This window comes from Flavobacterium sp. FlaQc-28, from assembly GCF_044007415.1.
Classification (GTDB): Bacteria; Bacteroidota; Bacteroidia; order Flavobacteriales; family Flavobacteriaceae; genus Flavobacterium.
On sequence record NZ_JBIPCM010000001.1, the window covers coordinates 112,901 to 128,378 of the forward strand.

Annotated in this window: 11 protein-coding genes; 6 read left to right on the forward strand and 5 right to left on the reverse strand. The window is 34.0% G+C overall.

The genetic code is table 11. The annotated features are described in order from the left end of the window. Positions 1-3 precede the first annotated feature (3 nt). Complete coding sequence (locus tag ACHRVL_RS00495; RefSeq protein WP_395409517.1) at positions 4-1,647, forward strand: 2-oxo acid dehydrogenase subunit E2; 1,644 nt, start codon at positions 4-6, stop codon at positions 1,645-1,647. 115 nt (positions 1,648-1,762) lie between these two features. Next, positions 1,763-3,610 carry a leukotriene A4 hydrolase C-terminal domain-containing protein gene (locus tag ACHRVL_RS00500; RefSeq protein ID WP_395409519.1) on the forward strand — a complete coding sequence of 616 codons (1,848 nt, stop codon included), beginning with the start codon at positions 1,763-1,765 and terminating at the stop codon, positions 3,608-3,610. Positions 3,611-3,684: 74 nt separating this feature from the next. On the opposite strand, the gene ACHRVL_RS00505 is transcribed toward ACHRVL_RS00500, so the two are convergent. Then, positions 3,685-4,929 (reverse strand): glycosyltransferase, encoded by a 1,245-nt coding sequence (locus ACHRVL_RS00505; protein ID WP_395411069.1) that lies wholly within the window; start codon positions 4,927-4,929, stop codon positions 3,685-3,687. Positions 4,930-5,043: 114 nt separating this feature from the next. Between ACHRVL_RS00505 and ACHRVL_RS00510 the strand changes: the two genes are divergently transcribed. Together ACHRVL_RS00510 and ACHRVL_RS00515 are read left to right on the forward strand one after the other, a co-directional pair. Next, entirely contained in the window at positions 5,044-5,625 is a 582-nt protein-coding gene (locus tag ACHRVL_RS00510; RefSeq protein ID WP_089057510.1) for a tRNA-(ms[2]io[6]A)-hydroxylase, read from the forward strand. Between the two features lie 49 nt (positions 5,626-5,674). Then, entirely contained in the window at positions 5,675-8,437 is a 2,763-nt protein-coding gene (locus ACHRVL_RS00515; protein WP_395409521.1) for an AsmA-like C-terminal region-containing protein, read from the forward strand. A gap of 51 nt (positions 8,438-8,488) precedes the next feature. On the opposite strand, the gene ACHRVL_RS00520 is transcribed toward ACHRVL_RS00515, so the two are convergent. The 3 genes from ACHRVL_RS00520 to rplU form a co-directional block, all read right to left on the reverse strand. Next, positions 8,489-9,787 carry a hypothetical protein gene (locus ACHRVL_RS00520; RefSeq protein WP_395409523.1) on the reverse strand — a complete coding sequence of 433 codons (1,299 nt, stop codon included), beginning with the start codon at positions 9,785-9,787 and terminating at the stop codon, positions 8,489-8,491. 169 nt (positions 9,788-9,956) lie between these two features. Next, a complete protein-coding gene (gene rpmA, locus ACHRVL_RS00525) occupies positions 9,957-10,217 on the reverse strand; it encodes a 50S ribosomal protein L27 (protein ID WP_017497241.1) in 261 nt (86 codons plus the stop codon). 24 nt (positions 10,218-10,241) lie between these two features. Further along, positions 10,242-10,679 carry a 50S ribosomal protein L21 gene (rplU, locus tag ACHRVL_RS00530; protein ID WP_068844917.1) on the reverse strand — a complete coding sequence of 146 codons (438 nt, stop codon included), beginning with the start codon at positions 10,677-10,679 and terminating at the stop codon, positions 10,242-10,244. Between the two features lie 272 nt (positions 10,680-10,951). Between rplU and ACHRVL_RS00535 the strand changes: the two genes are divergently transcribed. Next, positions 10,952-12,274, forward strand: coding sequence for a M16 family metallopeptidase (locus tag ACHRVL_RS00535; protein ID WP_395409525.1), 1,323 nt, complete (start codon positions 10,952-10,954; stop codon positions 12,272-12,274). 12 nt (positions 12,275-12,286) lie between these two features. Beyond that, positions 12,287-14,335: a M16 family metallopeptidase gene (locus ACHRVL_RS00540; RefSeq protein WP_395409527.1), complete on the forward strand. Its 2,049-nt coding sequence runs from the start codon at positions 12,287-12,289 to the stop codon at positions 14,333-14,335. Positions 14,336-14,520: 185 nt separating this feature from the next. Here ACHRVL_RS00540 and ACHRVL_RS00545 read toward each other — a convergent pair whose 3' ends face one another. Then, positions 14,521-15,387 carry a DMT family transporter gene (locus ACHRVL_RS00545; protein WP_395409529.1) on the reverse strand — a complete coding sequence of 289 codons (867 nt, stop codon included), beginning with the start codon at positions 15,385-15,387 and terminating at the stop codon, positions 14,521-14,523. Between the last annotated feature and the right edge of the window lie 91 nt (positions 15,388-15,478).

The window sequence follows — 15,478 nt, forward strand, 5'->3', positions numbered from 1 at the left end:
ATCATGGCGATTAAAGTAACTATGCCTCGTTTGAGCGATACTATGACGGAAGGAACGGTAGCAACTTGGCTTAAAAAAGTAGGCGACAAAATCAGCGAAGGAGATATTCTTGCTGAAATTGAAACAGACAAAGCAACAATGGAGTTCGAATCTTTTAACGAAGGAACTCTTTTACATATTGGAATTCAAGCTGGAGAAACTGCTCCTGTTGATTCATTATTAGCAATCATCGGTAAAGAAGGAGAAGACATTTCTGCTCTTTTAGCTGGTGGTGACGCTCCTGCTGCCGAAGCTCCAAAAGCGGATGCTCCTGCTGCTGAAGCAAAAACTGAAACTGCTGCTCCTGCAAAAGCTGCAACTGAATTACCAAAAGGTGTTATAGTAGTAACTATGCCGCGTTTGAGCGATACAATGACTGAAGGTACAGTAGCAACTTGGTTGAAAAAAGTTGGTGATGCTGTAGCGGAAGGTGATATTTTAGCAGAAATTGAAACAGACAAAGCTACTATGGAGTTTGAGTCTTTCAATGCTGGAACATTATTATACATCGGAATTCAAGAAGGAAACACTGCACCAGTTGACAGCTTACTAGCGATCATTGGACCTGCAGGAACTGATATTTCTGGAATTGCTGACAATTATACTGCCGGAGGTGCTGCACCTGCAAGTGCTCCTGCTGCTGAAGAAACAAAAGCTGCTCCTGCTGCTGCTCAAGCAACAGAAACTGCTGCCGAAACTTCAAACGGAGGGAGAATTTTAGCTTCACCTTTAGCTAAGAAAATTGCTTCTGACAAAGGAATTCAATTAAGCCAAGTTAAAGGATCTGGAGAAAACGGACGTATCGTAAAAAGCGATATCGAAAACTTTACCCCATCTACACAAGCACAACCTGCCGCTTCAGCACCAGCTGCTAAACAAGAAGCATCTGCTCCTGCTGCACCAAAAGTATTTGTACCTGCTGGTGAAGTTTACACAGAAGAGATTAAAAACTCTCAAATGCGTAAAATTATTGCAAAACGTCTTGCAGAATCTTTATTTACAGCTCCACACTACAACTTAGTGATCGAAGTAAGCATGGACGAAGCAATGGGCGCAAGAGCAACAATCAATACTGTTCCAGATACAAAAGTATCTTTCAACGATATGGTAATTAAAGCTTGTGCTTTAGCATTGAAAAAACACCCAAAAATCAACTCTCAGTGGAAAGAAGATGCTATCATCATCAACCACCACGTAAACATTGGTGTTGCTGTAGCTGTTGAAGACGGATTAGTAGTTCCTGTATTAAGATTTACAGATGCTATGAGTTTATCTCAAATTGGTGCTTCAGTAAGAGATCTTGCAGGAAGAGCTAAAAACAAAAAATTGGGACCACAAGAAATGGAAGGAAGTACTTTTACAGTATCTAACCTTGGAATGTTTGGTATCACTGAATTCAATTCAATTATCAACCAACCAAACTCTGCTATCCTTTCTGTAGGTGCAATTGTTGAGAAACCAGTAGTTAAAAACGGTCAAATCGTAGTTGGAAACACAATGATGTTATCATTAGCTTGCGACCACAGAACAATTGACGGTGCAACTGGTGCTCAGTTCTTACAAACATTAAAACAATACATCGAAAGCCCAGTTACAATGTTGGCATAATTTACATATGTCAGCCTGAGCCAAGTCGAAGGTTATATTTAATAAAATCCCGTTTTGTTTATTCAAAACGGGATTTTTTGTTTAATTTTCGCCCACAAATTCAATACTTGATAAAATGAAAAAACTAATCCTTGTTACTTTATTCTTGGCAGCAATCGCCTGTCAGAAAAAAGACCAAACAGAAAAACCAGCAGTCGTTACAGACGAACACAGCTATTCTAAACCAGAACTAGCTGTAGTTAAACATCTAGATCTTGACATAAAAGTTGATTTTGACACGCAGACTATTTCTGGAAAAGCATCTTGGCTAATTGACAACATCAGTAAAGGAAATGAGATTATTTTCGACGAAAACACTTTAAATATTACCAAAGTAACTTTAGGTGATGAAGAAAAAGAAACAAAATTTGAACTTGGAAAAGATACTGAATTTCACGGAAAACCACTTCATATTACAATAGAACCAAATACAACCAAAGTAAACATCTACTACAACACCACCAAAGATGCGATCGCTTTGCAATGGCTAAAACCAGAACAAACAGCAGACAAAAAGAAACCATTTCTTTTCTCACAAGGAGAAAGCGTTTGGTCACGTACTTGGATACCTTGTCAGGATTCACCAGGAATTCGTTTTACTTACAATGCAAAAGTTACAGTTCCTAAAGATTTACTAGCAATAATGAGCGCTGTAAATCCGCAAAAGAAAAATGACACTGGAGTTTACAATTTCAAACAAGACAAAGCAATTCCATCTTATTTAATGGCAATTGCAGTTGGAGACATTGAATTTCAATCTATAGACAACAGAACCGGCGTTTACGCAGAACCATCAATGCTGAAAAAATCAGCTTGGGAATTTGCTGAACTTGGAAAAATGGTTGTTGCTGCCGAAAAACTTTATGGGCCATATCGTTGGGGACGTTACGATGTTTTGGTTTTACCTCCAAGTTTCCCATACGGCGGAATGGAAAATCCTAACTTAACATTCTTAACTCCGGGAGTTATTGCAGGAGATCGTTCATTAACCAGCTTATTAGCACATGAATTAGGCCACAGCTGGAGTGGAAATTTAGTTACAAATGCAACTTGGGATGATATTTGGCTAAACGAAGGTTTTACAACCTATGTTGAACACCGAATTGGCGAAGCAATTTTTGGCCAAAAAGAATTTGAAATGCAAAACGTTATCATTCGTAAAGAATTAGTTGATAATGTAGCTGAATATGGCAATACAAATCCTGATACGAGACTAAAAGTGAGTCTTACAGGAAGAAACCCTGACGAAGGAATCAGCATGATTCCATATGTAAAAGGATATGCCTTTTTGAGAGTAATTGAAAACGCTGTAGGACGTGAAAAATTTGATGTTTTTATCAAAAACTATTTTGATGCTCACGCTTTCAAATCAATCACTACCGATGATTTTATCAAATATTTTAACGAGAACCTTATTAAAGGAGACAAAGCTCTTGCTGACAAAATAAAACTGGAAGACTGGATTTTCAAACCTGGAATTCCATCAAACATAACTCCTGTAAGTTCTGCCGATTTTGATGCTATAGATAAAATCCAAAAAAGCTGGAGAGAAACCGGCGTAAAAGGATTAAGCCAAAAAATTACAACAACTACAGAAAAACAGCATTTTATAGACCATCTTCCAACAGATATTACACCAAAAGAAATGGAAGCACTTGATAAAGAATTTAACTTTACAAATGGCGGTAATTTTATCATCAAACGTCAATGGTTTGTTCAAGCAATTCGTCATCAATACAAAGCCGCTAATCCTGCAATCGAACAGTTTTTAATTGGAAGCAGCAGAACTGGATCTGTAATGATGCTTTATAAAGAAATGGTTAAAACACCAGAAGGAAAAGTTTGGGCAAACCAAATTTTTAACAAAGCAAAATCTGGTTATCACGCTACAACGATTCAAGATATTAAAGGCACTTTAAAATAGTTTCAAGCTTACACTAGAACTCAAAAATCCCAATTACAATTGTAATTGGGATTTTTTTTCTTTAAAACTAATGTTTAGTTTTTATTCTTAGCTTCTATCCATTTTGACATATACATCGTACTCCTAAAAGCATGATGCTGCAATAAATTCCCCATAAAGTTATGCAGACGATGCTCATCAGAATTCATCAATAACGAATTTACTTTTATGATTAAATCATCAGCATAATCACTCTTCTGGTAACATTCATTTATAATCACAATACCATTTTTTTGAGATTGTTTCCAAAGATTTTCGTCTTGATAAAGTGCAATAGCTTTTTTTGCAAATTCCTGTGGATTATCTTCTATAAATCCATTCCAATCTAAAGTTCCACTCATTGCTTCTGCACCAACAGTTGTCGTTACACTTGGAGTTCCGCACTGCATCGCTTCCAACAACTTCCCTTTTAAACCAGCTCCAAAACGAATTGGTGCCAAAACTACTCTCGATTTCTTTACAACTTCATTAGCATCTACAGCTCTCCCCATAATAAAAAAACCATTCTTAGGCTGATGCAATTGCAATACTTTCTGTGAAGGATAAGCACCGTAAACTTCTAAAACGGCTTCTGGAAAATCCTTTTTTATCAAAGGCCAAATAGATTCTTTTAAATATTGAACTGTATTCCAATTGGGTTCATGAAGAAAATTTCCAATAAAAACAAAATGCTTTCGTTCTTCAAAAGAAGGCAATTTAGACAGACTTTCTTCCGTGATTTCATCAACTAAAAACGGAAGATAAAACAGTAAACTTGGACTGATTTTAAAAACATCTTTTAAAATATCCATTTCAAACTGAGAAATCATTAAAGAAAAATCACATCTTAAAATACTGGCAATCTCCCGTTTTGCCACTTCTTCAGACAACAAATCAGTAAGCTGAAAAATTCTATTTTCTTTAAACGCCTTTTGTCTTGCCGTTCTTAAACAATGTAAATCTTCTGTATCTAATAATCGAATTGCATTAGGGCAATTTTCTGTTACGCGCCAGCCAAACTGTTCCTCAATCATAAAACGATCAAACAAAACCACATCTGGATTTAATTCAATTATAAAATCATCAAAAGTTGAACTATTTAATTTGATACTCTTTTTTTCGACACCAAACTCAGACAAGTCAACCATAAATTCGCTATCTAAAGCAGGACTGGCAAATGTAATTTGATATCCATTTGCAATAAAAACAGAAATCAACTGCATCATCCTCCCGCCCGCAGCAGAAGAATTTGGCTCAGGCCAGACAAATCCAATTATTAAAAGTTTTTTTATCTGATTCATCATTTTTTTTTCAACTTACAAAATAATGCTTTTTTGAGCGCAATTGAACGATATTTCCAGACTTTTCGTCATAAAAAACACTAATTTTGCAAGAACTAAAAATGCAAGGAAATTATGTTGGGATTAAAATTAGCTACAGACCCGCGCTGGGTAAATATTGTGGAGTCGAATATTGAAGAAATTTTGACAGATCACGCCTGGTGCGAACAAAAAGCTGCTTCGAATGCAATAAGTATCGTTACTTACAATTCTGAATTAGAAGAACTGGTAACCGAAATGCTTATAATTGCACGCGAAGAGCTGGAACATTTACAAATGGTTCATGATGTTATAAAAAAACGCGGACTTACTTTAGGACGTGAACGCAAAGACCATTATGTAAACGAGCTGTTTAAATTCATGAAAAAAGACGGAAGCAGACGTGATGCACTATGTGACCGTTTATTATTCTCAGCCATGATTGAAGCCCGAAGCTGTGAGCGCTTTAAGGTTCTTTCGGAAAATATTAAAGATGAAGAATTAGCCAAATTTTATCGCGATTTAATGATTTCTGAAGCTGGACATTATACTACTTTTTTAGGATTTGCAAGAAAATACCAAGACAATATTGACATCGATAAACGATGGAAAGAATGGATTGAATATGAAGGTTCTATTATTACCAATTATGGTAAAAAAGAAACTGTACACGGATAAGTAACCTCTTTTTTTGACATTATTATTTTATTTAATACCACAAATTACTATGCAAAAAAGTAAGTCCAGATCGATCGTATTTAAAATTGCCAAGTATTTAGGAATAACTTTCGCTGTTGTTTTAGGATTGTTATTTTTAACACCTATTGTTTTTGAAGATCAAATTAAAGATCAGATCAAAAAAATTGCCAACGAAAGACTAAGCGCCGAACTCAATTATTCTGATGTTTCGGTTTCTTTTTTTCGCCATTTCCCATCTCTTACATTAACCTTAGACAATTTAAGTCTTAATGGTTCAGCTCCATACAAAAACGAAAAGTTTATTACTGCCAAAGAAGTTTCGTTCGGAATAAATGTTGCCAGTTTAATTTTTAGCAAATCTGTAAAAATTGACCAGATTTACCTATCGGATTCCTTTATAAATGTAAAAGTAAACCCAAGCGGCGAAGCAAATTACAACATTTACAAATCACAAGCCGCAGCCACAGAAGATAAAGACAGTACAGAAACTGCCTTGAAATTGGAACGAATTGAAATCCTGAACAGTAAGATTATTTACGACGATCAATCAACAAAGATTCACTTCGATGCTTTTGGATTCAATTACTTAGGAAAAGGAGATTTAAATAAAGCTGTTTTTGATTTATACTCAAAAGCTAAAATTGAAAAATTAAATATCGTTTATGAAAATGAACCTTATTTAATGAACAAAAAAGTCAATGCTGATTTAATTACAAAAGTCAACATTAACTCTTTATCGTTTTTCTTTCAACAGAATAACTTAAAAATAAACCAGCTTTTAATTGATTTCAAGGGTAAATTTGATTTCTTAAAAGACGGCTACAATATGGATTTTGTAATTAAATCCGACAACAGCGACTTGCACGATGTTTTTACTGCTTTCCCTCCTAAATATATTACTTGGCTGTCGAAAACTGAAATAAGAGGAAATACCAACTTACTCCTAACTTTAAAAGGAGATTATATCGCATCAAAAAATATAGCTCCAGATTTAAATCTAGACTTAAAAATAGACAGTGGATTTGTTAATTACAACAAAAGCCCTTTTCCTGTTTCAAATTTAAACTTAGATGTAAAAACGAAAGTTCCGTCTTTAAATCCTGATCTTTTAACCGTTGATGCAAAGAATTTATCACTAAACATGAATAAAGATTATTTAAAATCTAAGTTCTACGTAGAAGGTATAAACACTCCTGAAATCAATGCTGATTTTAAATCTAAAATTGATCTTGAAAAGTTGACAAAAGCACTTGGAATTCCAAAAATCGAATTAAAAGGAACTTTAACGAGCGATGTAAAAGCTAATGGTAAATTTGATTTAAAAAATAAACTTCTGCCTGTTACTAACGGAACTATTGATTTGGAAAATGGATATTTAAAAACACCTTATTATCCAAATCCAATCACCAATATTACGATAAAATCTAAAATCGATAATCCAAAAGGAACTTTTGGCGACTTAAGTGTTAAACTAAAACCGGCTCAATTTACTTTTGAAGGAAAACCTGTCTTTGTTGAAGCAGACTTAAGCAATTTTGATGATTTAGTCTATGACATCAAAGCAAACGGAGAACTTGATGTTAATAAAATATATAAAGTTTTCTCGCAAAAAGGTCTTGATCTTGACGGTTTCGTAAAAGCCGATGTTGTCTTAAAAGGAAAACAAAGTGATGCAGAAAAAGGAAATTACAGCAAATTGTACAACAAAGGAACGCTGGAGCTAAGAAATATTGGAATTACATCAGAATATCTGCCTAAAAAATTCATTATTAAAGAAGGAATTTTCAAAATCAATCAGGACAAAATGTCTTTCAACAACTTTTTAGCAGCTTATGGCCAATCTGATTTTAAAATGAATGGGTACTTACAGAATGTTTTCAACTATGTAACAACCAATACAGGTGTTTTAAAGGGTAAATTTAAATCTACTTCTCGATACATTAATGTAGATGAATTTATGTCGAATACAAGCGCAGAAACCTCTGTAACACAAAATTCATCTCCAAAAACAGAAACAAAACAAACCGAAAACACACAAACCGGCGTTATCATAATTCCAACTAATTTGAATTTACAGTTTAACGCTGTCGCTCAAAAAGTGAGTTTTGACAAGCTTAATCTTCAAAATGCAATTGGCAGTTTAAGCATGAACAAAGGAAAATTAACAATGCAGAATACCGGATTTAATTTAATTGGCTGTAATGTTTCTATGAATGCAAATTACCAAGCCGTAACACCTCAAAAAGCCAATTTTGATTACGCGATAAAAGCATCCGATTTTGACATTAAAAGAGCTTACAATGAAATTGAAGTTTTTAGAAAAATGGCAAGTGCCGCTGAAAAAGCTCAAGGTATTGTGTCCTTAGATTACCAACTAAAAGGACGTTTAAATGGCAAAATGGAACCTGTTTACCCATCACTTTCTGGAGGTGGAATCCTTTCTGTTAAAGATGTAAAAGTAAGAGGATTAAAAATGTTCACTGCAGTAAGCAAGGAAACAAGCTCAGATGCCATTAAAAATCCTGATCTTTCTAAAGTTGATATCAAGACCACGATTAAAAACAACATTATGACTGTTGAACGATTTAAATTTAAATTTGCTGGTTTCAGACCAAGAATTGAAGGCACAACAAGTTTAGACGGAAAACTGAATTTAAAAATGCGTTTAGGATTACCTCCTTTGGGTATTTTCGGAATTCCTCTTACAGTCACAGGAACTCAAGATAATCCTAAAATAAAAGTTGGAAGAAAATCTCAAGATTTAGAAGAAACTAAAGATACAGAAGAATAAAAAAAACACAAACCCTGCTTAAACTAGCAGGGTTTTTATTTCTCAAAAGTTTTAACTATTAATATTATAAAGCATCTTAGAAACATACAAAATCCCTTTTCCGAGTATCCATAGCAGCACTGCCAAACCTAGCAATTTCCACGCCCAAGTCTTCCCTCTTTTCCAATCAGAGAAAAACGAAACGATTTCTAAATATTTTATTACAATAAAAAGCATTGCTCCTATTATAGAAAACCAAAGAATTTCATTTAAATGCACGTAAAAACCATAGATAAATACCATTCCAAAAAAAAGAACAGTTATTAACTGCAAGTAGTAATAGTTCCTAAAACTAGATCTGTAATTCATTTTTGAAGACAAAATCAAAAACGACAATAATAGCAAACTTATCAGTGCTGCTATTACGTTATAAAAAATAGAATTCCATTGCAAAGCAAGTATCACCACAACAATAACTGCAACAACAGTACAAGCTCCGAGAGAATTAATACTTCTCGCCCTATAATCACTTCTAAAAGGAAATAAAACAGGATACAAATACTTCTCTGCTGCACGCCAAAAAGGCAATGCATAAACAGCAGCAATACCAGATAAAACTATTTCATAATTATAGAAAATATCTGTCGGAAGTTGAAACAATACATACAAAAGAGCAAGTGTAAGAACAACAGCAGGAAGGCAAATTGTTTTGACCGTGTTCCAAGGATTTGTTCCCCAGAAATTATTTTCTATTTCAAACAAATACTTTTTAACCCAATACTCTTTTGTAAACACAGCAGTCGACTGGCTCCATAGCAAAAATAACCCTAAATGAATAATTACTGTTCGCAGCACAAATTCATCAACGGAGCATCCATAAATCACACAAAAAATCCCAATTGCGAACAATTCATAGGTTAACAAAATAGGCGTGAATAAAAATCGAAATAAAGGCGCCAATCGTTTAATTAAAACAGCAATCAAGAGAGTCCAATATTTTTTAAACAAAGCAATAACCGCACAAACAGCAATAAATGCAGACAAGTAAAACATCCAATTTGTAAGCAGCTGTGTCTGCATCCAAAATTGAATTACAGAATCTTTTGGAGGCGAATAGACAATCTTAGAATTAACAAAAATCTGTCTTGCTAATTCATTTCTTGTGCTGTCATTTAATAATGGAAATTCGTTTCTATGTCTTATCCAGAATTGATTCGTATCAAAACCATTTGTTTTAAGAACCTCAAACTCATACAAAATATTCTTCTGTTTTTCATTCAACCGGCTTATATCATTTACAACACCTTGAGTTTCTGTTTTTCCGTAAACACTAAAACAGCACAGAAATATAAATACTATTATTTTTTTCAATTTTTCTAATTTAAAAAGACAACAAATGAAATCATTACTTCATTCTTAACAAAAGTAAGTTTTTTACCCAAAAAAAAACATTCTTATAAATTAGATTAACACCATTTCGCTTAAAAACAAAAAACCCGTTTACCAAGGCAAACGGGTTTTGTAATAAGTAATCTAATGATTATGCTTCGAATGGAAGGATAGATACATAAGATTTGTTATCTTTTTTCTTTTGGAACTTAACAACTCCAGCTACTCTTGCGTGTAGTGTGTGATCTTTACTGATGTAAACGTTCTCACCTGGATTATGTTTTGAACCTCTTTGTCTAACGATGATGTTCCCAGCAATAGCAGCTTGACCACCAAAAATCTTAACGCCTAAACGTTTTGATTCTGATTCTCTACCATTCTTCGAACTACCGACACCTTTCTTGTGAGCCATGACGTATGAGTTTAAATATTGTTATTATTCTTTAGTAGCTTCTTTTTTTGCTTTTGGAGCTGCTTTTTTAGCTTTAGGAGCTTCTACTTCTTCAGTAGCTGCATCTTCTGCTACAACCGCTTTTTTAGCTGCTGCTTTTTTAGTTCCTCCTGCTGCAGTAATACCTTCAATTACAATTTGTGTAAGATATTGTCTGTGACCATTTCTTTTTTTGTATCCTTTTCTTCTTTTCTTTTTGAAAACGATAACTTTATCACCTTTTAAGTGTTGTAACACTTTAGCTTCTACTGAAGCACCTTCTATAGCTGGGGCGCCTAAAGTTACATTTCCGTTATCATCTAATAAAAGAACTTTGTCAAAAGAAACTTTTGAACCTTCTTCATTAGCTAAACGGTGAACATAAACCTTTAAGTCTTTGCTTACTTTAAATTGTTGCCCTGCTATCTCTACGATTGCATACATACCAAATTGATTTATTGATTTTTAAGGTTGCAAATATACAACTATTAATTTACTGTGCAATTCCTAATTCTAAAAATATTTATTTTACCCTAAAGTCTATTTTTCAAGCACTTCGACTGCTATCTAAAATCACAAATAGATGTAAAATACTGTTAAATTAATCATGTATAGCGTAAAATTTAAAAAAAGTACGCAAAAAAAACTATTTTTGATGTAACTATAATTAATTCAGGACTACCTATTATTTAGGTAAATAAAAATTATTAATCTCTATGAAAAATTCAATAATGATGTTAAGTGCTGCACTAATGCTTGGCGGAGTTGCTCATGCTCAAAAAGTAGTTTTTGAAGAATACAATTTAGACAATGGCATGCATGTAATTTTGCACAATGACCCCTCTGCTCCTGTTGTCATCACTTCTGTAATGTACCATGTTGGTTCAAAAGACGAACGCCCAGATCGTACTGGTTTTGCACATTTCTTTGAACATTTATTATTTGAAGGAACTCAAAATATCAAACGCGGAGAATGGATGAAAATCGTTACCGCAAATGGCGGTGTCAACAACGCCAACACTTCGGATGATAGAACTTATTATTACGAAGTATTCCCTTCTAACAGTTTAGAACTTGGTTTATGGATGGAGTCAGAACGTTTAATGCATCCAATTATCAATAAAATTGGCGTTGAAACTCAGAATGAAGTTGTTAAGGAAGAAAAAAGAATGCGTTATGACAATCAGCCGTATGGAAACATCTTACCTGAGGTTAAAAAAAACATATTCAAAAACCATCCATACCGCTGGACAACAATTGGCTCTATGAAAGATCTGGATGCTGCAACTCTTGAAGAGTTTCAGGCATTTAACAAAAAGTTTTATACCCCTAATAATGCCGTTTTAGTTGTAGCTGGAGATTTTGACAAAGCCAAAACTAAAGAATGGATTCAAAAATATTTCGCACCAATTCCAAGAGGTGAAGAGGTAAAAAAACAAACTTTTGTAGAAGAACCAATTACCAAAACAATAAAAGCGACTTACGAAGATCCAAACATTCAAATTCCAATGATTGTTGCTTCATATAGAACGCCGTCTATGAAAACTAGAGACGCTAGGGTTTTAGATTTAATTTCTTCGTATTTAAGCGACGGAAAAAGTTCTAAGCTTTACAAAAAAATAGTTGATGACAAAAAAATGGCACTTCAAATTGGAGCGGTTGGTTTTAGCCAGGAAGATTACGGAACATACATTTTATACGGTTTACCAATGGCACCGCATACAACCGCAGATGTTTTAAAAGAAATGGATGAGGAAATTGTAAAAATTCAAACTGATCTGATTTCTGAAAAAGACTACGAAAAACTGCAAAACAAATTCGACAATAATTTTGTAAACGCAAATGCAACTGTTGAAGGAATTGCCGAAAATCTAGCTTCATATTACCTGCTTTATGGCGATGTAAACCTGATTAACACCGAAATTGATCTTTACCACTCTATTACAAGAGAAGAAATTAGAGAAGTTGCCAAAAAGTATTTAAACCCAAATCAGCGTTTAATTTTAGATTACATTCCTTCAACTAAAGTTCAAAATTAAGAGCCTCGAATCATGAAAAAAATACATACAGTTTTAATCCTTTTATTCCTAACTGGAATTATGCAAGCACAAGATCGTCCACAACCAAAACCAGGAAATCCGCCTGTAGTCAATATCAAAAAACCACAAACTTTTGTTTTGGCAAACGGAATGAAAGTTTTGATAGTTGAAAATCATAAATTACCTAGAGTAAGCTTCAATCTTACGCTGGACAACGCACCTTTTGCCGAAGGAAATAAAAAAGGCGTTGACGAACTAACCAGCAGTTTAATTGGTAACGGAACCAAAAAAACTACAAAAGAAAGCTTTAATGAAGAAATAGATTTTTATGGCGCCAACATTAATTTCTCATCATCAGGAGCCTATGCCAGTTCACTTTCTAAATACTCAGGAAGAGTTCTTGAACTTTTAGCAGAAGGAGCTTTACAACCTAATTTTACGCAAGCCGAATTTGATAAGGAAAAAGCTAAATTACTTGAAGGCCTTAAAGCTGACGAGAAAAGTGTTCCAGCAATTGCTAATCGCGTAGTTGACGTTTTGGCTTTTGGAAAAAACCATCCTTCTGGAGAATATTTATCTGAACAAACGGTAAAAAACGTAACGCTTGCCGATGTTCAAGCGAATTACAACACCTATTTTGTTCCAGAAAATGCTTATTTGGTAATTATTGGAGATATTAAATTTAAAGAAACAAAAGCTGCAGTCGAAAAACTTTTTAACGGTTGGAAAAAACAAGCTGCTCCAAAAAACACTTATCCAAATCCGGAGAATGTTTCTAAACTTCAAATTGATTTTGTAGACGTTCCAAATGCCGTTCAATCTGAAATTTCATTGGTAAATACTGTAAATTTAAGAATGAGCGATCCTGATTTTTTCCCTGCTGCAATTGCAAATCAAATTCTGGGAGGTGATTTCAACAGTTATTTAAATATGAATTTACGTGAGAAGCACGCTTGGACTTACGGCGCGAGCTCAAGTATTGGAAGCGGAAAATATGTAACTAAATTTAAAGCTTCATCCGCAGTTCGAAACACCGTTACAGACAGCGCAGTTGTTCAATTTATAAAAGAAATAAAAAGAATCAGAACTGAAAAGGTTTCTGAAGACGTTCTTAAAAATGTAAAAGCTGGATACATTGGCCGTTTTGTAATGCAGGTCGAAAAACCACAAGCTGTAGCGCGCTATGCTCTAAACATCGAAACAGAAAAGCTTCCTGCTGATTTCTACGAAAAATACATCCAAACGATTAACAATGTTACTGCTGATGATATTTACCGTGTAGCAAATAAATATTTCTTACTGGATAATATGAGAATTGTAATCGCTGGAAAAGGTTCTGATGTAATTACAGGCTTGGAAAAACTTCAAATTCCGATTTATTATTTTGACAAATACGGGAATCCGGTTGAGAAACCAGCAACAAAAAAAGAGGTTCCAACTGGAATCACTGCTAAAACTGTTTTCGAAAATTACATTAAAGCAATTGGCGGAGAAAAAGCAGTAAGCGCCGTAAAAACTCTTTATATGAACGGAACTACAACAGTTCCGCAAGCCCCATCTCCACTTACTTTTACTTCAAAATTAGATTCAAAAGGAAAAATGATGGTGTCTCTTGCAATGGGTCCAATGAATTTAATGAAGCAAGTTGTAAACGACAAAGGCGCTTATATCGAACAACAAGGAAAACGTAAAAATCTTGAAGGAAACGATCTTGCTGAAATGAAAGCCAACGCAGCTCCTTTTGAAGAATTACAATTAATTAAAAGAGCAGATTTGAAAGTTGACAGCATTGAACCAATTAACGGAAGCGATGCTTATGCAATCAAAGATGGTAAAACAACTTACTTCTACGATGTAAAATCAGGATTAAAAACAGCAGAAGCTAAAACTCGTGAACAAGACGGAAAATCGAATACACAAATAACAAACTTTAACGACTACAAAGAGGTAAAAGGCGTAAAGGTTCCTTTTAACTTAATACAAAATGTAGGCTTTGAGTTAGATATCAAAATGTCTGACATCAAGATCAATGAAGGTGTTTCGGATGCAGATTTTCTTTAGAGAAGGTTCTGAGAGACTAAGTTGCTAAGGTTCTAAGATTTTAAAAGCTTTGTCAAAGTTTAAAACTTTGACAAAGCTTTTTTTTATTTCTCGTTTTGTCACCCTCAGCGAAGTCGAAGGGCGCAAATACCTTCGACTTCGCTCAGCTTGACAATCAATATCATCTCACATTTACAACTAAAAGCCTACTTCTTCGCCGATAAATAAACCCCTATCAAAATAATAAATGCTCCCAAAAACTGAATTGGAGTCAGCATTTCATTGTCTAATAATCCCCAGAAAAAAGCAACTATTGGAATTAGATAAGTTACTGATGTTGCAAAGACAGGTGAAGAAATTTGAATTAGTTTAAAAAACAAAACATTAGCAATTCCAGTTCCTAATACCCCAAGAATCATTACAAAAAATATTGAATGCTGTGCGGTTTCAATATGCATCCTATGAGAAATATCAGTCGTGCTTAAAATGATTAAAGCCGGTAAAAGTAAAACTGTAAAATTTCCAGTTGTAATACTTACTGAATTTAAATCATGCAAATATTTTTTAATCAGATTTACATTAATAGCGTAACTAAGTGTTGCAATCGCAACAAATAAAACGTAAATATAATTTTGACTTCCTGAGGCAGAATCTCCACTTAAAACTAAAAGCAGACAACCAACCAAACCAACAAAAACACCTAACACCTGTCGCTTTTGAAATTGAATTCCGAAAGCAATAATCCCTAAAACTAAAGTATTTAATGGAGTAAGCGAATTTAAAATAGCCACAATCGAACTATCCACCTGCGTTTCAGCAATAGCAAAAAGATAAGCTGGTATAAAAGTCCCAAAAAGCGAAGTTATGGCAACAAATTTCCATTGGCTGAGCGAAATTTTCTTCAGACTTTTAAACCCAATGATCAATAAAAACAAAGCCGCAAAAATAATTCTAAACGATCCAACTTGAATCGCGGTCAAACCCACAAGTCCTTTTTTAATTAAAATAAAAGAACTTCCCCAAATTAAGGACAATACCAATAAGTATCCCCACTTTAATTGTTTTGCATCCATAAAAACTATTTTACTGCAAATTTGTACTATTTTTATGAACTGACCTCTCGTTTTTTATTAATTTTGCAACGAACACGATTACTCAATTAAA

Coding starts and splice junctions, on each gene's coding strand:
- ACHRVL_RS00495 (WP_395409517.1), top strand. CDS start 4: ATGGCGATTAAAGTAACTATGCCTCGTTTGAGCGATACTATGACGGAA.
- ACHRVL_RS00500 (WP_395409519.1), top strand. CDS start 1,763: ATGAAAAAACTAATCCTTGTTACTTTATTCTTGGCAGCAATCGCCTGT.
- ACHRVL_RS00505 (WP_395411069.1), bottom strand. CDS start 4,929: ATGAATCAGATAAAAAAACTTTTAATAATTGGATTTGTCTGGCCTGAG.
- ACHRVL_RS00510 (WP_089057510.1), top strand. CDS start 5,044: ATGTTGGGATTAAAATTAGCTACAGACCCGCGCTGGGTAAATATTGTG.
- ACHRVL_RS00515 (WP_395409521.1), top strand. CDS start 5,675: ATGCAAAAAAGTAAGTCCAGATCGATCGTATTTAAAATTGCCAAGTAT.
- rpmA (WP_017497241.1), bottom strand. CDS start 10,217: ATGGCTCACAAGAAAGGTGTCGGTAGTTCGAAGAATGGTAGAGAATCA.
- rplU (WP_068844917.1), bottom strand. CDS start 10,679: ATGTATGCAATCGTAGAGATAGCAGGGCAACAATTTAAAGTAAGCAAA.
- ACHRVL_RS00535 (WP_395409525.1), top strand. CDS start 10,952: ATGAAAAATTCAATAATGATGTTAAGTGCTGCACTAATGCTTGGCGGA.
- ACHRVL_RS00540 (WP_395409527.1), top strand. CDS start 12,287: ATGAAAAAAATACATACAGTTTTAATCCTTTTATTCCTAACTGGAATT.
- ACHRVL_RS00545 (WP_395409529.1), bottom strand. CDS start 15,387: ATGGATGCAAAACAATTAAAGTGGGGATACTTATTGGTATTGTCCTTA.